This window comes from Streptomyces sp. NPDC001903, assembly GCF_042891345.1.
In the GTDB taxonomy this organism is placed as follows: Bacteria; Actinomycetota; Actinomycetes; order Streptomycetales; family Streptomycetaceae; genus Streptomyces.
Genome location: NZ_JBIASZ010000006.1, coordinates 181,258 through 200,454 on the forward strand (window position 1 = coordinate 181,258; position 19,197 = coordinate 200,454).

Sequence of the window (19,197 nt, forward strand, 5' to 3'; positions counted from 1 at the left end):
TGTCCCGGGAGCTGGTTGATACGTTACGTGGCCGGTGGGGCCCGTGGGAGGCCGGATTGGGGCTCTATTTGTAGGACTTGTCCAAAGGGGTCCGTATCCTTGCGCCGTGACTTCCGCCCCGCTTTCGGCCCTCCCCTTCGCCTTGATCGCCACCGACCTGGACGGGACCCTGCTGCGCGCGGGAGACACCGTCTCCGCCCGCTCGTACGCGGCGCTCGCGACGGCGCGCGCCGCGGGTGCCCAGCACATCATCGTCACCGGACGCCCCGTCCCGCAGGTGAGCCATGTATTGGACGGCCTCGGCTATACGGGGCTCGCGGTGTGCGGGCAGGGCGCGCAGGTGTACGACACGGCGGGCGCGCGCCTGTTGCACTCCGTCGCGCTGGACCGGGAGCTGGCCGAGGTGGCGCTCGGGAAGATCGAGGCGGAGATCGGCGAGGTGTACGCGGCGGTCAACCAGGAGGGGGTGGACGCCGAGATGCTGATAGGGCCGGGCTACCGGATGTGGCACCCGCACCTGCCGACGGTCCGGGTCCGCAGGCGCGGGGACCTGTGGGCCGCTCCGATCAACAAGGTGCTGCTCCAGCACCCGGAGCTGGACGACGACGAGCTGACGCGGGTCGCGCGTGCGGTGGTCGGGGACCTGGTGAACGTGACGATGGCGGGGGAGCACACGGTGGAGCTCCAGCCGCCGGGCGTCAGCAAGGCGAGCGGCCTGGCGCTGGCGGCGGAGGTGCTGGGCGTCGGCCCCTCGTCGACGATCGCCTTCGGCGACATGCCGAACGACATCCCGATGTTCGCGTGGGCGGCCCACGGCGTGGCCATGGCCAACGCCCACCGCGAACTGATCGCCGTGGCCGACGAGCTGACCCTCTCCAACGAGGAGGACGGCATCGCCGTGGTCCTGGAACGCCTCTTCGCCGACTAGCCGACCAGCCGACCAGCCGAGTCGCCGACCAGCCGACCAGGGGGTGTCCTGCGGGTCGGGTCGGCCCCGCCCTCAGCCCGCCGCCCTCGGCAACCGCCGCTCCCACGTCCGGTGGAACACCACCTCGTCCCCCTCCCGGCACACCACCTCGTTCGACGTCAGGAAGCCGCCCTCGTCGCACGAGACCTCCGACCGCGTCTCGACCCGCACGTCCCACCCCGACTCCGGCCGGTGCAACCGGATCCGCCACTGCGAGCGGGTCCGCGCCGAGAGCGGATCCGCCGAGTCGATCTCGTACACCTCCTGCGCCTCCTCCCCGTACTCCAGCCCGTCCGGATACACCCGCGTCCCGCCGTAGCGCGGGTCCACCTCCAGCCGCCACCGCCCGCGCGCCACGTCCCGTACGACCAGCCGCTCGGGCCGCGGCTCGTCCAGCGTGGCCGGATGCGACACCCCCAGCGGCTCCGCCTGCTCCGGCGGCTCGAAGCCGACCTCCGGCTCCGACCCCGCGGAGCGGACCGGCAGGACCACCGAACTCCCCGCCGGATCCAGCGTCCACCCCGCCTGCGAACCGGCCCGCGGCCAGATCCACGGCCAGTACGCCGACGACAGCGCGAGCCGGATCCGGTGGCCCGCCGCGAACCGGTGCCCGATGCCGTTCAGCTCGAACACCACGTCCTCGTACGCGCCCACCGGCCACGGCACCGCCTTGTCCCGCCCCAGTCGCGCCGAGAGGTTCAGCGCACCCCGCGTCACCAGCGTCGAGGACCCGTCGGGCGCCACGTCGCACAGCCGCGCCACCACCTGCCCGTACGGGACGTCCATCCGCAGCCGGGCCGTCACCTGCGCACGGCCCAGGATCTCCACGGGCTCGCGCCCCACCGGGAACTCGAAGCAGGCCGACTTCGCGTCCTCCTCCCGCTGGTCCGGCGGCAGGTCCGCGTCATTGCCGAAGGGGAAGAACCGACCCGCGTCCAGCCCCGTGTGCTGCGGGGAGGCCACGGCCACCGGCGCGCCCTGGAGCGCGTACGTGACCGGGGTGACGGAGGGGGAGGGCCACTCGGCGTCCCCGACCCAGCGTCCCGGCAGCACCTCGTACACGGTCGCCGGAGGGTGGGACTCCGAGATCCAGGACCGCAGCAGCGGCTCGTCCATGACCCCGTTGTCCGCGCCCTTCAGCCAGTGGTCCCACCACCTCAGGGTCTCCTGGAGGAACCCGATCGACGGCCCCGGCGGCAGCCCCCGGTCCGGGTACTGGTGCGACCACGGGCCGATCAGCCCCCGTACCCGGTCCGCGGGCAGGTGCGAGACCAGCCGCAGCACCGTGTCCCGGTACGGGTCGTGCCAGCCGCCGACCGCCAGCACGGCCGCGCCGATCGCCCCGTAGTCCTCGCAGACGCTGCCGTGGCGCCAGTAGTCGTCCCGCGTCTGGTGGGCGAGCCAGGTGTGGATCAGGGGTTCGACGGATTCCAGCCGCGCCAGCCACTGTTCCCGCCAGCCGTCGCCGACGAACAGCGGGTCCGGCGGCCGCGCCGCGAAGGCGAGCATGGTCGCCGCCCACGCGTGCATGTCCACGGCCAGCACCGAGCCGCCCATGTAGTGGACGTCGTTGTCGTACCGGTCGTCCGTCGAGCAGACCGTCACGACGGCCTTCAGGGCCTCGGGGGCCAGCGCCGCGATCTGGAGGGAGTTGAACCCGCCCCAGGAGATCCCGAACATCCCCACCGACCCCGTGCACCACGGCTGCTCCGCCAGCCACTCCACCACCGCGACCCCGTCGGCCAGTTCCCGCGCGTCGTACTCGTCGCCCGGGTTCCCGCCGCTGCAGCCGTGGCCCCGTACGTCCACCCGGACCGAGGCGTAGCCGTGGCCCGCGTACCAGGGGTGGCGCTGCCAGTCGCGGGGCGCGGTCCAGTCGGTCAGCCGGTACGGCAGGTATTCCAGCAGGGCCGGGACCGGCTCGTCGGTCAGCGGACGCCAGATCCGGGCGTACAGCTCGACGCCGTCGGGCATCGGGATCCGGACATCCTCGTGCGCCGTCCCGAACGGGAACTCGGTGCGGATGATCATCGGGCAACCACCTCAGTGGACGGGGTGCATCGTGCGCCGCAGCCACGGCGCCAGCGCGAACACGGCCAGGCCGGCCGCCACCGCGACGGCGCCGTTGACGCCGAAGTACGCGGGAGTGGACACCTGGCCGTAGACCTTGACGACCTGCGCCTGGATGCCGTTGGCCAGGGCCAGCGAGAGGAACCACAGGGCCATGGTCTGGCTGGCGAAGGCCTTCGGGGCGAGCTTCGTGGTGGCCGACATGCCGGAGGTCTCCAGCAGGACGTCGCCGAGTCCGAGCAGCAGGTACGAGCCGACGATCCACCAGGCGGCCATCTGGTACGCCTCCCCGCCGTGCCCCGAGGTGGGGATGACCATCAGCAGGAAGGACAGACCGCCCAGGACCACCCCGATGGCGATCTTGTTGGAGGCGTGCGGCTGGCGGCGGCCCATCCGGACCCACAACGCGGCGACGACCGGGGCGAGCGCCACCTCGAACGCGCCGAGCGCGGAGGCGTACCAGCTCGCGGGGAAGTGGAATCCCAGGATCTCGGTCCGGGCGTTCGTCGACGCGAGCAGCATCATCGTCGAGTACGCCTGGAAGAGGATGAAGTTGAAGGCGACCGAGGCCAGGAAGAGCACCACGTACGGGCGCAGCCGCCCCCGCTCCTCGCGCGTCACCCGCGGGCTGCGGAACATCACCCCGAAGTAGACGGCGGGCGCGATCACCGAGACGAGCGTGAGCAGGTCGACGAAGCGGCCCATGGTGAGCAGGCCGAGGCCCGCCAGAAGGGTGGCGAGGGCGCCTGCGGCGAGGAGTCCGGCGATGATCCACCGCACGGCGCGGCGCATCGCGGCGGGCGCGAGGGCGTACTCGGCCGAGTGCTTTCGCCCGGCCAGATGGCGGCGGCCGAGGACGTACTGGACGAGGCCCGCGGTCATGCCGACGGCGGCGGCGGAGAAGCCCCAGTGCCAGCCCTGGTGCTCGCCGAGCCAGCCGGTGATCAGGGGTCCGGCGAAGGCACCGATGTTGATGGCCGTGTAGTACAGGGCGAAGCCGGCGTCGCGCCGGTCGTCGTCCGTCCGGTACAGCTTGCCGACCATGGTGGCCACGTTGGGCTTGAGCAGGCCGGTGCCCGCGCTGATCAGGCCGAGGCCCGTCCAGGTCATGGCGGCCGTCGGCACCGCCATGGCGTAGTGGCCGCAGGCGATCAGGACGCCGCCCCAGAGCACGGCCCGGTACGAACCGAGGATCCGGTCGGCGAGCCACCCGCCGGCGACGGAGACGAGGTAGACCATGGTCCCGTAGGCCGCGGCGACGGATGCCGCGGTGCCCGGGTCCATCCCCAGGCCGCCGTTCGCCACCGTGTCCGCGAAGTAGAGGACGAGGATGGCCTGCATGCCGAGGAACGAGAAGCGCTCCCAGACCTCCAGTCCGGACAGCGTGGCGAGGCCCCGGGGGTGCCCGAGGAATGCGTGGTCGTCCCCGGGCGGCGGCTGGTCCGCCTCCGGGTCGACCGGCTCCGCCGGTTCCTCTATTGCAGTGGCAGTTCTGGACAAAACGCATTCTCCGGTTGTTTCGGCTTCTCAAGAACATACCGGTGCGCATCGGGCAGTGCGCGGGTGGCGACATGACGGCCGCTCTCGGTGATCGAAAACAGACCGGATACGCTGGCTTGAGTGATGGCAGCGACACATCGACAATCCAGGTGATCGTCACCGTGATCGTCAGCAGACAGGAGTACCCCTCGTGACCGTCGTCGGGCCGTTCGGACTGAGCGTGCGGGACCAGGCTCTTGAGACCGATGTCCAGGCCGGACTGGCCGCCGTCGAGGCGGGTCTGCTGGAGGCCACCAAGAGCGAAGTCCCCTTCATCACCGAGGCCGCGCAGCACCTGCTGCGCGCCGGGGGCAAGCGGTTCCGGCCGCTGCTGGTGATGCTCGCCTCCCGATTCGGCGACCCCTACGCGCCCGGCATCGTGCCCGCCGCGGTGGTCGTCGAGCTCACCCACCTGGCGACCCTCTACCACGACGACATCATGGACGAGGCGGACGAGCGCCGGGGCGTGGCCAGCGCCAACGCCCGCTGGGGCAACTCGGTGGCCGTCCTGACGGGTGACTTCCTGTTCGCCCGCGCCTCGCACATCCTGGCGGACCTCGGGCCGGAGGCCGTACGCATCCAGGCCGAGGCCTTCGAGCGGCTGGTCACCGGCCAGATCCTGGAGACGGCCGGTCCGCGCGACGGCCGCGACCCGGTCGCCCACTACCTCGACGTCATGGCCGGCAAGACCGGTTCGCTGATCGCGGTCTCCGGCCGGTTCGGCGCGCTGATGTCCGGCGCCGACGAGTCGGTCGTCGACATCCTGACCCAGTACGGGGAGCGCCTGGGCATCGCCTTCCAGCTCGCCGACGACGTCCTGGACATCGCCTCCGACTCGCACGAATCCGGGAAGACCCCGGGGACGGACCTGCGCGAGGGCATTCCGACGCTGCCCGTGCTGCGGCTGCGCGAGATGGCCGCCCGGGACGGCGACCCCGACGACCTGGAGCTCGTGGGCCTCCTCGACGGGGACCTGACCGACGACGCCCTGCACGCACAGGTGCTCGCCCGACTGCGGGTGCACCCCGCGCTGGAGCAGGCCCGCCGCGACACCGTCCGGTACGCGCAGGAGGCTCGGGCCACGCTGGCGCCGCTGCCGGAGGGCTTCGCGAAGTCCGCGCTCGAGGAGCTCTGCGACGCGGTCGTGCACCGCGCGGGCTAGGTGTATTGACCCGCAGGGTTGTTGATTCGGCTGATGGGTGGGTGTCCGCCGAGTGCGGTGTGGCAGCGGTGGTGGTTGTAGGTGTGGAGGAAGTCTGCCAGGGCTTCGGTCCGTTCCTGGTTCGAGGTGTAGGGCCGCAGGTAGGCCCACTCGTCCAGGAGGGTTCGGTTGAAGCGTTCGACCAGCAGCCGCCTACCGAAGACAGTCAGCCGGGCATTACGGTGGGACACGAAGACCTCCGTGCGGTGAGTTCCTAGACAGCTCCCACCACACCGGAGGTCTTCGCCATGTTCAAGACCCGCCCAGTGTCAACAACGCTCGTGATCAATACAGCTAGGCCGTGTCTTTCGGCACGGGCGAGGGCCCGGCATCCCCTACGGGTGGGGGATGCCGGGCCCTCGTTTTGTCATCCCTGGGGCGTACGCGGAGTTGGCCCCGGGGAGTGACGCCCCGACCCCCGCCCGTTTGGTCAGATGGAGACACACCAGAACGGGTGACACAGAGGTGGGGCAGACATGGCAACGAACGCAAAGACCCGCAAGGCCGCCCGGTACGCCGTACCGGTCGCGGTGGCGGGTGTGGCCGCCGCGACCGTGGCGATGGTCCCGGCCTTCGCGAACTCCGGCGGCCCCGACCTGCCGAAGGTGACCGCGCAGCAGCTCATCGAGAAGGTCGCGGCCTCCGATGTGCAGCAGCTGTCCGGCAGCGCGAAGATCAGCACCGACCTGGGTCTGCCGAAGCTGGCGAGCGGCCTCCTCGGTGGCGGGGGCGTCGCGGGCGGCTCGGCCAACCCCGAGGACAAGATCGCGCAGCTGGCGAACGGCTCGCACACCCTGCGCGTCGCGGCCGACGGGCCGGACCGCCAGAAGCTCACGTTCGTGGACGGCAAGGACGAGTACAGCCTCGTCCACAACGGCGCGGACGTCTGGGGGTACGACAGCAAGGCCAACGAGGTCTGGCACGAGAAGAACCCCGAGGCGGCGGCAGCCGGCAAGGACGAGAAGAAGACGGCCGAGCGGCTGGGCGGCGCCTCGCCCCAGCAGCTGGCCCAGGACGTGCTGAAGGCCGCCGGCCCGACCACGGACGTCAGCGTGGGCGAGACCGCGCAGGTGGCCGGCCGGGACGCGTACCAGCTGGTCCTGAAGCCGAAGCAGAGCGGATCCACGGTCGGCTCGGTCAAGATCGCGGTGGACGCCAAGAACGGCGTGCCGCTGCGGGTGCAGCTGCTGGCGGCCGAGGGCGGCAAGCCCATCGTCGACGCCGGGTTCACCAAGGTGGACTTCGCCAAGCCGTCGGCCGACACGTTCGCGTTCACCGCGCCCAAGGGCGCCAAGGTGACCGAGGGCGCTGCCGAGGCCGGCAAGGACGGCCACGGCAAGGACGGCCACGGCAAGGAGTTCAAGGGCCTGGACTCCTTCCCCGGCCTGGACGCCCTGACCGGCGGCATGGGCGGCGCGGGCGGCAAGGGCGGCGAGACGAAGGTCCTCGGCGAGGGCTGGGCGACCATCGCCCGCATCGACACCGGTGCCGGGAAGAGCCTGAAGGATCTCGAGAACGACAAGGACGCTCCCAAGGAGGCCAAGCAGTTCCTCGACTCCCTCGGCGGCAAGGTCACCGGCAAGTTCGGCGAGGGCCGGGTCTTCAAGACCCGCCTGGTCAACGCGCTGATCACGGACGACGGCAAGGTCTACGTCGGCGCGGTCACCAAGGACGCGCTGGTGCAGGCGGCCGACGCCAACAAGTAGTGCCGCAGGTGCGGTAGAGCTGTCTGAAGGGTGGGCGGGGACTGTGTCCCTGCCCACCCTTCGGCCGTTCCGGCCCTGTGTACAGCGGGCCCGCTGTACCGTGAAAAGCATGTCGAGACACGTCACCATCCGCCTGGACGAAGAGTTCCACGAGCGCCTCAAAGCGCGCGCGGCGGCACTGGGGACGACGGTCACCGCGCTGATCACCGAGGTAACGGAACGCGAGCTCGACGACGACCGGAAGAACTTCCTTTCCGGGATCGAGGAGTTCGCCGACCACTGGGGCTACTTCCAGGAGCGGTTCGGCAATTGAAGATCACCATGGAGTGGGCCTGGACCGCTCTGGCCCACCATCTCCCGTCGGATCCCGCCGTGTGGGACCCCTCAGGGGTGGCCGCCGCGGTCGCCCGTCACCAGAACGACCTCGTCCTGGTGCCCGAACAGCCCGCCCCGGACACCGCGTGGCGGGCCGCCGCGTTTCTGCACACCCTCGCGGTGTGCCCGGCGCTGGAATCGCCGATGAACGAGTTCTACGCGGCCGCCGCCACGCGCTCGTACCTGCGCGTGGCGGGGGCCAAGCAGCTGCCCTCTCCGGAGGACCTCGGCGACCTGGTGGAGGCGGCCAAGCTGGGCCGCGCCGACGTCGCCGCGGTCGCCGAGGAACTCCGGGCCCTCATACAGGAACCGCAGACGGCCTCGTCCTAGGCCCGGTCCCGTCTCAGAAGGTGATCTTCCAGCTGTTGATGTAGCCGGTGTCCTGCGCCGCCCCGTCCTTGACCTGGAGCTTCCAGACGCCGTTGGCCACCTCGCTCGACGCGTTGACCGTGTACGTCTGGACGAGGTTGTCGGCACTGCCGCCGCTGCGGTTGTGCAGGTTGTAGACGGTGCCGTCCGGGGCGACCAGGTCGACGACCAGGTCACCGCGGTAGGTGTGGACGATGTTCACGTCGACCTTGGTGGTGGCCGGGGCGTTGCCCGTGACGCCGGAGACCGTGATCGGCGAGGTCACCGCGGCGCCGGGGGAGTCCGGGATGTTCACGTCCGCCGTGTTCTCGAAGGACTGGCCGGGCGGGACCGGGGTGCCCGCCCCCAGGTTCCAGATCGCGTAGGCGATGGCGTCGGAGTTGCGGTCCAGGGCGGTGTCGTTGATGTTCGCCGAGGTGTCGCACGAGGCGTGGTAGCAGCGGTCGAAGGCCTGCCCGGAGGTGCCGCCCCACTTCTGCGCCTGCGCCGCCGTCTTGGTGTAGTCGGCGCCGGAGAACAGGCCGCCGACCGGGATGCCCGCGCTCTTGAACGGGGCGTGGTCGGAACGGCCGTCGCCCTCGGTCTCGATCTCCGTCGGGATGCCGATGCCCGCGTAGTAGTTCTTGAAGGTCTGCTCGATGGTCGGGTCGTCGTCGTAGACGAAGTAGCCCGGGTTCGGCGAGCCGATCATGTCGAAGTTCAGGTAGCCGGAGATCTTCGACTTCTCCGCGGCCGGCAGGTTGTTCACGTAGTACTTCGAGCCGATCATGCCGAGCTCTTCCGCGCCCCACCAGCCGAACCGCAGGTGCTTGGTGGGCTGGAGCTGTGCGCGCGAGACGGCCAGCGCCGTCTCCAGGATGGCGGCCGAGCCGGATCCGTTGTCGTTGATGCCGGGACCGGCGGTCACCGAGTCCAGGTGCGAGCCGGACATCAGCACCGAGTTCGGGTCGCCGCCCGGCCAGTCGGCGATCAGGTTGTAGCCGGTCGCACCGCTGCTGGTGAAGGTCTGCAGGGTGGTGGTGAAACCGGCCGCGTCCAGCTTGGCCTTCACGTAGTCGATCGAGGCCTTGTAGCCGGCCCGGCCGTGGGCGCGGTTGCCGCCGTTGGCGGTGGCTATGGACTGGAGCTGGGCCAGGTGCGCCTTGACGTTGGCGACCGGGATGTCGGGCGGGGTCGGCGCCGCGGTCGCCGCCGTGGGGGCGGCGAGTGCGGCGGGAGCGGTGGAGGCGAACAGGCCGGCGACCGCGATCGCGGTCACGGCGGCGAGACGCCGGGAGACGGACAGGCTCATGTGGGGGACTCCGGGATTCCGTTGGGGATTGAACGGAACGTGCGGGGTGGCGCAATTGAGCGATCGTGCGTCAGTGCGAGCCTGATGTTCAGTGGAAGGGTGACTGCCCGTCAAGACCGAGATTCGGTCAGGGGGGTTCGGAAAACGGACGATCCCCGCTGCGGGGGTTCCGTAGCGGGGATCGTGAGGGGTGTGGGGTGTGCGGTGCGGCGTTACGCCGGTTCGTTCGCCGGCGCGACCGCCACCGGCCCGGCGGCGGCGCGCGCCGCCTCGAGCCGGGCCCGGGTCCCGCGCGCCGTACGCAGCGCGTCCCAGGTCAGCAGCGCCAGCGCGGCCCAGACCAGGGAGAATCCGGCCCAGCGCTCAGGCGGCATCGCCTCGTGGAAGTACACGACGCCGAGCCCGAACTGGAACACCGGGGCCAGGTACTGGAGCAGCCCGAGCGTGGACAGCGGGACCCGGATCGCGGCCGCCCCGAAGCAGACCAGCGGGATCGCGGTGACCAGCCCGGTCGCGGCGAGCAGCGAGGCGTGCCCGAGGCCCTCTGCGGCGAAGCTCGACCTGCCCTGCGCGCCCAGCCACAGCAGGTAGCCGAGGGCGGGCAGGAACAGCAGCGCGGTCTCGGCGGCGAGCGACTCGACCCCGCCCATGTTGAGCTTCTTCTTGATCAGCCCGTACGCGGCGAAGGAGAAGGCCAGCACCAGCGAGATCCACGGCGGCCGCCCGTACCCGACGGCGAGCACCAGTACGGCCGCCACGCCGATGCCGACGGCCGCCCACTGCGCCCGGCGCAGCCGCTCCCCGAGGACCAGCACGCCGATCGCGATGGTGACGAGCGGGTTGATGAAGTAGCCGAGGCTGGCCTCGACGACCGCGCCGTTGTTGACGGCCCAGATGTACAGGCCCCAGTTCACGGAGATCACCGAGGCGGCCAGCGCGGTCAGCGCCAGCTTGCGCGGCCGGCGGAGCAGCTCCCGTATCCAGGCCCAGCGGCGCATGGCCAGCAGCAGGATCCCGACCACGCCCAGCGACCACACCATGCGGTGGGCGAGGATCTCGATGGCTCCGGACGGCTTGAGCAGCGGCCAGAACAGGGGGACCAACCCCCACATCCCGTATGCGCCGAATCCGTAGAGCAAACCCGTGCGCTGCTCGTTCTCCGCCTTCACGGGGCCCTCCAGTCGTGATTCGGCCAACCTCACGAAGGTAGCGCCGGGCGGACCGGATGTCATGCCCGTTAGCAGGAGATACTCATGACACGTGCTGGGCCTTGCGTGGCCGCGGCGAGGCGGACTCGGGCCGTGGCCATGCCCGCCCCGGGCCGCGGCCCCGCCCGCCTCGCGCCGCGCCCCGCCCGCCCCGGGCCCGCTCAGGCCAGGGCGGAGGCGATCGCGTGGGCCACCGGGGTCGTCGGGCGGCCGATCAGCCGGGACAGGTCCCCGCCGGTGTGGGCGAGCCGGCCGCGGGAGATCGCCGCGTCCACGTCGACGAGGATCGCCGCGAAGCCCTCGGGCACCCCGGCGCCGGTCAGGATCGACAGGTGCGCCTCGGCCGGGACCTCGCTGTACGCGACCTCCTTGCCGGTCTGCGCCGCGACCTCGGCCGCGTACTCCGCCAGGCTCCACGCCGAGTCGCCGGAGAGCTCGTACACCTTGTCCAGGTGGCCCTCGCCGGTCAGTACGGCGGCCGCGGCGGCGGCGTAGTCCGCCCGCGCGGCCGAGGCGATCCGGCCCTCGCCCGCGCTGCCCACGACCGCGCCGTGCTCCAGGACGGTGCCCAGCTGCCCGGTGTAGTTCTCGTGGTACCAGCCGTTGCGCAGGAAGGTGTGCGGCAGGCCGGAGTCGAGGATGGCCTGCTCGGTGACCTTGTGCTCGGCGGCCAGGTCGAAGTCGGCCTCGGGACCGCCGAGGATCCCGGTGTACGCGAGCTGGGCGACGCCGGCGGCCCGCGCGGCCGCGATCACGGCGAGGTGCTGCGGAACCCTGCGGCCGACCTCGTTGCCGGAGATCAGCAGGACCCGGTCGCCGGAGCGGAAGGCGCCGGTCAGGGTCTCGGGGGCGTCGTAGTCCGCGACGCGCACCTCGACACCGCGCGCGGCCAGGTCGGCGGCCTTCTCCTCGCTGCGGACGACGACGGCGACGCGCTCGGCGGGGACCCGGTTCAGCAGCTCCTCGACGACGAGGCGGCCGAGGGCTCCGGTGGCTCCGGTGACGACGATGCTCATGGGGTGCGCTCCTTGTGTGCGGACGGTGTCGTGCTTCGCGGTATGACACCACCCTAAGGAGAGCGCTAACCTTTCGTAAGTACCCACTTCAAAGTAAGGTACTGGTATGAAGGTAAGTGAGCAGCCTGCGGTGAGCGTGAAGGCCCCGATGTGCCCCTCCCGCGGAGTGCTGGAGCACGTCACCAGTCGCTGGGGCGTCCTGGTGCTGGCGGCGCTCGTCGAGCGCTCGTACCGCTTCAGCGAACTGCGCCGGGAGGTGGGCGGCGTCAGCGAGAAGATGCTGGCCCAGACCCTCCAGACGCTGGAGCGCGACGGATTCCTGCTGCGCGACGCCAAGCCCGTGATCCCGCCGCGCGTGGACTACTCGCTGACCGAGCTCGGGCGCGAGGCCGCCGAGCAGGTGTGGGCGCTCGCCCGCTGGACCGAGCGGCGCACCGCCGACGTCCAGGCGGCGCGGGCCGCGTACGACGAAGCCCGGAGCTCCTGAGGCGGGAACTCCGGGCGCCGCTGTGCGGGGCGCGGGTCAGCCCACGACCGTCCAGGTGTCGCTGCCGGCGAGGAGGGTGCTGAGGTCGCCCTTGCCCTTGGCGTCGACGGCCGTCTCCAGCTGCTCGGCCATCAGGGTGTCGTAGACCGGCCGCTGCACGCTGCGGAAGACCCCGATGGGCGTCTGGTGCAGGGTGTGCGGGTCGGCGAGCCGGGACAGGGCGAAGGCGGTGGTCGGGCCGGCGCCGTGCGCGTCGTGGACCAGGATCCGGGACTCGTTCTCGGGGGTCACCGTGACGACCTCCAGCTCCCCGCTGGCTTGGTCGCGTACGACGCCCTTGTGCCCGTCGGTGCCGAAGCGGATCGGCTGCCCCTGCTCCAGCCGGATCACGGCCTCCTGCGCCTGGGTGTTGTCCTTGAGGACCTCGAAGGCGCCGTCGTTGAAGATGTTGCAGTTCTGGTAGATCTCCACGAGGGCCGTGCCCTGGTGGTCGGCGGCCGCGCGGAGCACCTCGGTGAGGTGTTTGCGGTCGGAGTCGATGGTGCGGGCGACGAAGGTGGCCTCGGCTCCGAGGGCGAGCGAGACGGGGTTGAAGGGGGCGTCGAGCGAGCCCATCGGGGTGGACTTGGTGATCTTGCCGACCTCGCTGGTGGGCGAGTACTGGCCCTTGGTCAGTCCGTAGATCCGGTTGTTGAAGAGCAGGATCTTGAGGTTGACGTTGCGGCGCAGGGCGTGGATCAGGTGGTTGCCGCCGATGGAGAGCGCGTCGCCGTCGCCGGTGACCACCCACACCGACAGGTCGCGGCGCGAGGTGGCCAGCCCGGTGGCGATGGCCGGGGCGCGGCCGTGGATCGAGTGCATCCCGTAGGTGTTCATGTAGTACGGGAAACGCGAGGAGCAGCCGATCCCGGAGACGAAGACGATGTTCTCCTTCGCCAGCCCGAGCTCGGGCATGAAGCCCTGGACGGCCGCCAGTACCGCGTAGTCACCGCACCCGGGGCACCAGCGGACCTCCTGGTCCGACTTGAAGTCCTTCATCGACTGCTTGCCCTCGGCCTTCGGCACGAGGGAGAGCAGATGGGGGGCGTCGGTCACCTCAGTCATTGATGGCCTCCTCGAGAACCTTCGCGAGCTGCTCAGCCTTGAACGGCATTCCGTTGACCTGGGTGTACGACTGGGCGTCGACCAGGTACTTCGCCCGGATCAGGGTGGCGAGCTGCCCGAGGTTCATCTCCGGCACCACTACCTTGTCGTAACGCTTCAGGACCTCCCCGAGATTCCCCGGGAACGGGTTGAGGTGGCGCAGGTGGGCCTGTGCGACGGGGGCGGCGACATGGCGCAGCCGGCGGACGGCGGCGGTGATGGGGCCGTAGGTCGAGCCCCAGCCCAGGACGAGGGTGCGGGCGCCGTCCGGGTCGTCGACCTCCAGGTCGGGGACGCGGATCCCGTCGATCTTGGCCTGGCGGGTGCGGACCATGAAGTCGTGGTTGGCGGGGTCGTAGGAGATGTTGCCCGTGCCGTCCTGCTTCTCGATGCCGCCGATGCGGTGCTCCAGCCCCGGCGTGCCCGGAACAGCCCACGGACGGGCCAGGGTCTGCGGATCGCGCTTGAACGGCCAGAACACCTCGGTGCCGTCCGCGAGCCGCTGGTTCGGCCCGGAGGCGAACTGGACCTTCAGGTCGGGAAGGTCGGCGACGTCGGGGATCCGCCAGGGCTCGGAGCCGTTCGCCAGGTATCCGTCGGAGAGCAGGAACACCGGCGTCCGGTAGGTCAGCGCGATCCGCGCGGCGTCGAGGGCCGCGTCGAAGCAGTCCGCCGGGGTCCGGGGGGCCACGACCGGCACCGGGGCCTCGCCGTTGCGCCCGTACATCGCCTGGAGCAGGTCGGCCTGCTCCGTCTTGGTCGGCAGACCCGTCGACGGGCCGCCCCGCTGGATGTCCACGATCAGCAGCGGCAGCTCCAGGGAGACCGCCAGGCCGATCGTCTCGGATTTGAGGGCCACGCCGGGTCCGGAGGTGGTCGTCACGCCGAGGGCGCCGCCGAAGGCCGCGCCGAGCGCCGCCCCGATGCCCGCGATCTCGTCCTCGGCCTGGAAGGTCCGCACGCCGAAGTTCTTGTGCTTGCTCAGCTCGTGCAGGATGTCCGACGCCGGGGTGATCGGATAAGAGCCCAGGTAGAGGGGCAGATCGGCCTGCCGGCTCGCCGTGATCAGGCCGTACGACAGGGCCAGGTTCCCGGAGATGTTCCGGTAGGTGCCCGTCGGGAAGGCCCGGGTCGCCGGGGCCACCTCGTAGGAGACCGCGAAGTCCTCGGTGGTCTCGCCGAAGTTCCAGCCGGCCCGGAAGGCCGCCACGTTCGCCTCGGCGATGTCGGGCTTCTTGGCGAACTTCTGCCGCAGGAAGTTCTCCGTACCCTCCGTCGGGCGGTGGTACATCCAGCTCAGCAGGCCCAGCGCGAACATGTTCTTGCTGCGCTCTGCCTCCTTGCGGGAGAGCCCGAAGTCCTTCAGCGCCTCGACGGTGAGCGTGGTCAGCGGCACCTGGTGGATGTTGTAGGCGCCCAGCGAACCGTCTTCCAGCGGCGAGGTCTCGTAGCCCACCTTCGCCATCGGGCGCTTGGTGAATTCATCTGTATTGATGATGATCTCGGCGCCGCGCGGGACGTCCGCGATGTTCGCCTTCAGCGCCGCCGGATTCATCGCCACCAGTACGTTCGGGGCGTCGCCCGGCGTCAGGATGTCGTGATCGGCGAAATGCAGCTGAAAGGACGAAACCCCCGGCAGGGTGCCGGCAGGGGCGCGGATCTCGGCCGGGAAGTTCGGCAGCGTGGAGAGGTCGTTCCCGAAGGAAGCCGTCTCCGAGGTGAACCGGTCACCGGTGAGCTGCATGCCGTCACCCGAGTCACCCGCGAAACGGATGATCACCCGGTCCAGGCGGCGCACTTCCTTGCCGCCCGGGGCCGGGGGTGTCCGCTGTTCGCCGACTACGGCACCTTCGGCCCCGTCGGCCTGTTCGGCTGGACTACTGACCTGGCTGGTCACTGAACTGGACCTCCTTCGAGGCGTGGCGTTCCCGTTCCCAAGGTCAACCCTACGTCGGCAGGGCCGGCCTTCCCGGGGGACGCTCGTATTCTGGACCGTCGTCCGCGGCGGTCTGTCGAGAGAATCCCGTGGGATTACGCGGGTCCACGGGATTCCGAGAGATTCCGAGATTTCGTGCCGTGCAGAAATAGTGCGAGCCCCGTGCGGCCGGGTGCCGTAACGCCGCACCTGACAGGGTGTCAGTTGATCAAGGTTTTGATCAATGCCCCCGGTCTTTCGATCAAGACCGCAGGTAGGTGAGAACGGCCAGAACCCGCCGGTGGTCCCCGTCGCTCGGGGACAGCCCGAGCTTCATGAAGATGTTGCTGACGTGCTTCTCCACCGCCCCGTCGCTGACCACGAGCTGCTTGGCCACGGCCGAATTGGTCCGCCCTTCGGCCATCAGGCCCAGCACCTCGCGCTCGCGCGGGGTCAGCCCCGCCAGCACGTCCTGCTTCCGGCTGCGCCCGAGCAGCTGGGCGACCACCTCCGGGTCCAGGGCGGTCCCGCCCCGGGCCACGCGCACGACGGCGTCCAGGAACTCCCGCACGTCGGCCACCCGGTCCTTGAGCAGGTACCCCACCCCGGTACTGGAACCGGCCAGCAGTTCGGTGGCGTACTGCTCCTCCACGTACTGCGACAGCACGAGCACGCCTATCCCGGGATGCTCGCGCCGCAGCCGTACAGCCGCCCGCACGCCCTCGTCGGTGTGCGTCGGCGGCATCCGTACGTCGGCCACCACCACATCCGGCAGCGCATCCTCGGCGGCCAGCTCCGCCACCGTCTTGATCAGGGCCTCCGCGTCCCCGACGCCGGCCACGACGTCATGCCCCCGGTCGGTCAGCAACCGGGTCAGGCCCTCACGCAGCAGCACTGAATCCTCGGCGATGACCACCCGCACCCTGTCTTCCACGTCCAGCAGCTCCCGCGTCCACGTCGTCCGATGTGCCTGACGCAGCCAAGCATCCCAGCCCGGGGGCCGGATGGAGGCGAGTGGGGATCATCGGATGAGCCGTACGCAGGAGCCGGGACCGGAACCGCCGGGACCGGACCGCCGGGACCGGACCGCCGGGACCGGACTACCGGGACCGGGACTACCGGGACCGCCAGGGGAGCTCGGCGGTGACGGTGGTGCCGCCGCCGGCCGGGGAATCGAGGACCAGCACCCCGTCCACGGCGTCCAGCCGCTCGGCGAGCCCGGCCAGCCCCGTGCCCCCGCCCCCGCTGCTCGCGCCGCCGCGCCCGTCGTCCGCGACCTGGATCAGCAGCCGGTCCCCGGACTTCCACACGTCCACGCTCGCGGTACGGGCCCCGGAGTGCTTGCTGATGTTCTGCAGCAGCTCCGAGACGGTGAAGTACGCGATCCCCTCGACGGCGGAGGCCGGCCGGTCCGGCAGGTCCGCGGACACCCGTACCGGCACCGTGCAGCGGGAGGCGACGGAGGACAGCGCCGCGTCCAGACCGCGGTCGGTCAGCACGGCCGGGTGGATCCCGCGGGCCAGGTCGCGCAGCTCCTGGAGCGCGATCTTCACCTCTCCGTGCGCCTCGTCCACCATCCGGGCGGCGGCCCGGGGGTCCTCGGTCAGCTTCTCCTTCGCCAGCCCGAGGTCCATCGCCAGCGCCACGAGGCGGGCCTGCGCCCCGTCGTGCAGGTCGCGCTCGATGCGGCGCAGGTCGGCGGCCGCGGTGTCGACGACGACCCCGCGGTCGGACTCCAGCTCGGTGACCCGGTGGTCCAGGCGCGAGGGGCCGAGCAGCCCGGCGACGAGCACCCGGTCGACGGTGGTCAGGGCCCGCACCACCCAGGGCGTGGCCAGGGTGAAGGCCAGCCCGACGAGGAAGGCGAGGGCGATCTCGGCGGGGGAGTCGAGGTAGAAGGTGTAGTCGTCGTTCTGGAAGAGCTGGAGCCCGGGCCAGTCGGTGTAGGCCGGGAAGACCCAGAACCAGACCGGGTACAGCAGGAAGGCCCAGCCGTACGCCCAGAACACCAGTGCCAGGGTGAAGGCGAAAACGGCCCAAGGGAGGTGGATCACGGAGTACAGCGCGTGCCGCCAGGCGCTGCCGCTCTTGAGCAGGGCCCCCATGGCGGCGAGCGGACCCCGCTTCTGCGCCCGGACGGGCGCGGGCTCGGCGATGTCGAGCCCGAGCATGGCCCGCGCCCGGCCCCGCTCGACCCGCCCGAACCCCCGGCACATGGCGAGCACCCCGGCGAGCACCGGGACCCCGAGGAAGGTGACGAGCAGCCCGGCGCCGAGGCTGACCCCGGTGACGGCGAGCGAGAAGTACAGCAGGCTCAGCGGCAGCCCGAGCAGCAGGTACCCGAACTCCCGCCAGGTCCGCCCCTCGACGGGAGCCCGCAACGCACGGCCGAAACCCATAATCCAACCCGCCCTCTCGACGCTTCCCGTAACCACACCCCACCCTCCCGCCCGGGAGCCCCCGGAACCATCGGGCGGGTAGGCGTCCCCATGGTGGGGATAACCCCACCACCTCCCGGTCCAGCCCCGGTCGATCAGCCCGGCCCGGCGTACGACGCGCCGACGGCCGGGACCCCCGCCCGCACCCGCCCCGGACGGGGGTCCCGATCACGCGGCCGAGGCCGCCGGTTCAGCCGCGCCCGCGCCACGGCAGCTCCGCCGTCACCACCGTCCCCTCCCCCTCGGGGGAGTCGACCACGAACACCCCGTCCACGGCCCGCAGCCGCTCGGCCAGCCCGGCCAGCCCCGACCCGCCCCCCACGGCGGCACCGCCCCGTCCGTCATCCGAAACCCGGATCAGCAGCCGGGTCGGGGCGGCGGCGGTCCCGGAGGTCCGCCACACCTCCACGCTCGCCCCCCGGGCCCCCGCGTGCTTGCTCACGTTCTGCAGCAGCTCGGACACCGTGAAGTACGCGATCCCCTCGATCGCGGCCGCGGGCCGCTCCCGCAGATCCACCGCCACCTTCACCGGCACCACGCACCGCGAGGCCACCGCCGACAGCGCCGCGTCCAGCCCCCGGTCGGTCAGCACGGCCGGGTGGATCCCCCGCGCCAGATCGCGCAGCTCCTGGAGCGCCAGCTTCACTTCCCCGTGCGCCTCGTCGACCATCGCCGCCGCCGCGTCCGGATCCTCCAGCAGCTTCTCCTTCGCCAGGCCCAACCCCATCGCCAGCGCCACCAGCCGCGCCTGCGCCCCGTCGTGCAGGTCCCGCTCGATGCGCCGCATGTCGGCCGCCGCCGTGTCCACGACCACCCCGCGGTCGGACTCCAGCTCCGCGATCCGCCGCTCCAGCTCGTCCGAGGGCGACAGCAGCCCCCGCACCATCAGCCGGTCCACGTTCGACAGCCACCGCACCACGTACGGCAGCACCGGCCACAGCACCAGCAGCCCCACCAGCGCCACCGTGAACGTCAATACCCCCCACGGCAGCCGCACCAGCTCGTACAGCACGGTCCGCCACGCCACCGGGTCCTTCACGCCCGCCCACAGCCAGGGGAAGAACCCGCCGGCCCGCCGCGGCCCCGGCAGCGGGGTCGGCTCCTCCACCCGTACGCCGAGCAGCGCGCGCGCCCGCGCCCGCTCCAGCCGTCCCAACTGGCGGGATCCGAAGAGACCGAGCGCGAGCAGCGGAAGGCCGATCGCGGTCACGGACAGGCCGCCCGCGGTCGCCACCATGGTCACCGTGTAGACGAAACCGACGAGCGCGAGCGGAAGATTGCCCAGCAGATGGACGGTCTCTTTCCACGCCACGGCCCCCAGGGCCGGGCGTACGGGCGGAGGCCGGTCGTTGTCGGGACCTGGGTGGGAGACTTGAATGGGCGCGGTCATGCCGCCCAGCCTGCCAATTCCGGTCCGCCGTTGCCATGGGGCAGCCGGGCCGCAGTAAACGGGGGATAACCCCACCCTGTGT

16 protein-coding genes and 1 pseudogene are annotated in these 19,197 nt (G+C 71.3%); 6 read left to right on the plus strand and 11 right to left on the minus strand.

Translation table 11 applies throughout. From position 1 onward, the window contains the following. Nucleotides 1-106: 106 nt before the first annotated feature. Nucleotides 107-928 carry an HAD family hydrolase gene (locus ACFYZS_RS16175; protein WP_389012125.1) on the plus strand — a complete coding sequence of 274 codons (822 nt, stop codon included), beginning with the start codon at nt 107-109 and terminating at the stop codon, nt 926-928. 72 nt (nt 929-1,000) lie between these two features. Here ACFYZS_RS16175 and ACFYZS_RS16180 read toward each other — a convergent pair whose 3' ends face one another. Both ACFYZS_RS16180 and ACFYZS_RS16185 read right to left on the minus strand, forming a co-directional pair. Next, the gene (locus ACFYZS_RS16180; RefSeq protein WP_389012128.1) at nt 1,001-2,998 is read right to left on the minus strand and encodes a CocE/NonD family hydrolase; all 1,998 of its coding nucleotides are present in this window, start codon (nt 2,996-2,998) and stop codon (nt 1,001-1,003) included. A gap of 12 nt (nt 2,999-3,010) precedes the next feature. Continuing rightward, complete coding sequence (locus ACFYZS_RS16185) at nt 3,011-4,537, minus strand: peptide MFS transporter (RefSeq protein WP_389012131.1); 1,527 nt, start codon at nt 4,535-4,537, stop codon at nt 3,011-3,013. Between the two features lie 190 nt (nt 4,538-4,727). Between ACFYZS_RS16185 and ACFYZS_RS16190 the strand changes: the two genes are divergently transcribed. Beyond that, a complete protein-coding gene (locus ACFYZS_RS16190) occupies nt 4,728-5,738 on the plus strand; it encodes a polyprenyl synthetase family protein (protein WP_389012134.1) in 1,011 nt (336 codons plus the stop codon). On the opposite strand, the pseudogene ACFYZS_RS16195 reads toward ACFYZS_RS16190, so the two are convergent. Further along, nucleotides 5,735-5,920, minus strand: a pseudogene (locus ACFYZS_RS16195) (integrase core domain-containing protein); the annotation flags it as partial. The gene ACFYZS_RS16190 and the pseudogene ACFYZS_RS16195 sit on opposite strands and share 4 nt — an antisense overlap. A gap of 333 nt (nt 5,921-6,253) precedes the next feature. Between ACFYZS_RS16195 and ACFYZS_RS16200 the strand changes: the two are divergent. The 3 genes from ACFYZS_RS16200 to ACFYZS_RS16210 all read left to right on the plus strand — a co-directional run bounded on the left by ACFYZS_RS16200 (nt 6,254) and on the right by ACFYZS_RS16210 (nt 8,188). Then, on the plus strand, nt 6,254-7,483 hold the full coding sequence (locus ACFYZS_RS16200; protein WP_389012137.1) for an outer membrane lipoprotein carrier protein LolA: 1,230 nt from the start codon (nt 6,254-6,256) through the stop codon (nt 7,481-7,483). Nucleotides 7,484-7,592: 109 nt separating this feature from the next. After that, nucleotides 7,593-7,796 carry a ribbon-helix-helix domain-containing protein gene (locus ACFYZS_RS16205; protein WP_251055898.1) on the plus strand — a complete coding sequence of 68 codons (204 nt, stop codon included), beginning with the start codon at nt 7,593-7,595 and terminating at the stop codon, nt 7,794-7,796. Next, entirely contained in the window at nt 7,793-8,188 is a 396-nt protein-coding gene (locus tag ACFYZS_RS16210; RefSeq protein WP_389012140.1) for a hypothetical protein, read from the plus strand. The genes ACFYZS_RS16205 and ACFYZS_RS16210 overlap by 4 nt, the downstream gene beginning before the upstream one ends. Before the next feature lie 13 nt (nt 8,189-8,201). Here the strand turns inward: ACFYZS_RS16210 and ACFYZS_RS16215 are convergent, their stop codons facing one another. The 3 genes from ACFYZS_RS16215 to ACFYZS_RS16225 all read right to left on the minus strand — a co-directional run bounded on the left by ACFYZS_RS16215 (nt 8,202) and on the right by ACFYZS_RS16225 (nt 11,742). Next, a complete protein-coding gene (locus tag ACFYZS_RS16215) occupies nt 8,202-9,518 on the minus strand; it encodes a M28 family metallopeptidase (protein ID WP_389012143.1) in 1,317 nt (438 codons plus the stop codon). Nucleotides 9,519-9,730: 212 nt separating this feature from the next. After that, nucleotides 9,731-10,687 carry an EamA family transporter RarD gene (gene rarD / locus ACFYZS_RS16220; protein WP_389012677.1) on the minus strand — a complete coding sequence of 319 codons (957 nt, stop codon included), beginning with the start codon at nt 10,685-10,687 and terminating at the stop codon, nt 9,731-9,733. A gap of 200 nt (nt 10,688-10,887) precedes the next feature. Continuing rightward, complete coding sequence (locus ACFYZS_RS16225) at nt 10,888-11,742, minus strand: NAD(P)H-binding protein (RefSeq protein WP_389012146.1); 855 nt, start codon at nt 11,740-11,742, stop codon at nt 10,888-10,890. 106 nt (nt 11,743-11,848) lie between these two features. Between ACFYZS_RS16225 and ACFYZS_RS16230 the strand changes: the two genes are divergently transcribed. Continuing rightward, the gene (locus ACFYZS_RS16230) at nt 11,849-12,229 is read left to right on the plus strand and encodes a winged helix-turn-helix transcriptional regulator (RefSeq protein WP_389012149.1); all 381 of its coding nucleotides are present in this window, start codon (nt 11,849-11,851) and stop codon (nt 12,227-12,229) included. A 36-nt stretch (nt 12,230-12,265) separates the two neighbouring features. On the opposite strand, the gene ACFYZS_RS16235 is transcribed toward ACFYZS_RS16230, so the two are convergent. From ACFYZS_RS16235 to ACFYZS_RS16255, 5 genes are all read right to left on the minus strand, one after another. Beyond that, nucleotides 12,266-13,333, minus strand: a complete 1,068-nt coding sequence (locus ACFYZS_RS16235) for a 2-oxoacid:ferredoxin oxidoreductase subunit beta (protein ID WP_389012151.1) — start codon at nt 13,331-13,333, stop codon at nt 12,266-12,268. Next, nucleotides 13,326-15,269, minus strand: a complete 1,944-nt coding sequence (locus ACFYZS_RS16240; RefSeq protein ID WP_389012154.1) for a 2-oxoacid:acceptor oxidoreductase subunit alpha — start codon at nt 15,267-15,269, stop codon at nt 13,326-13,328. The genes ACFYZS_RS16235 and ACFYZS_RS16240 overlap by 8 nt, the downstream gene beginning before the upstream one ends. A gap of 280 nt (nt 15,270-15,549) precedes the next feature. Then, a complete protein-coding gene (locus tag ACFYZS_RS16245; RefSeq protein ID WP_030161942.1) occupies nt 15,550-16,209 on the minus strand; it encodes a response regulator transcription factor in 660 nt (219 codons plus the stop codon). A gap of 193 nt (nt 16,210-16,402) precedes the next feature. Further along, nucleotides 16,403-17,686, minus strand: a complete 1,284-nt coding sequence (locus ACFYZS_RS16250; RefSeq protein WP_389012157.1) for a sensor histidine kinase — start codon at nt 17,684-17,686, stop codon at nt 16,403-16,405. A 229-nt stretch (nt 17,687-17,915) separates the two neighbouring features. Continuing rightward, nucleotides 17,916-19,115 (minus strand): sensor histidine kinase, encoded by a 1,200-nt coding sequence (locus tag ACFYZS_RS16255; protein ID WP_389012159.1) that lies wholly within the window; start codon nt 19,113-19,115, stop codon nt 17,916-17,918. Between the last annotated feature and the right edge of the window lie 82 nt (nt 19,116-19,197).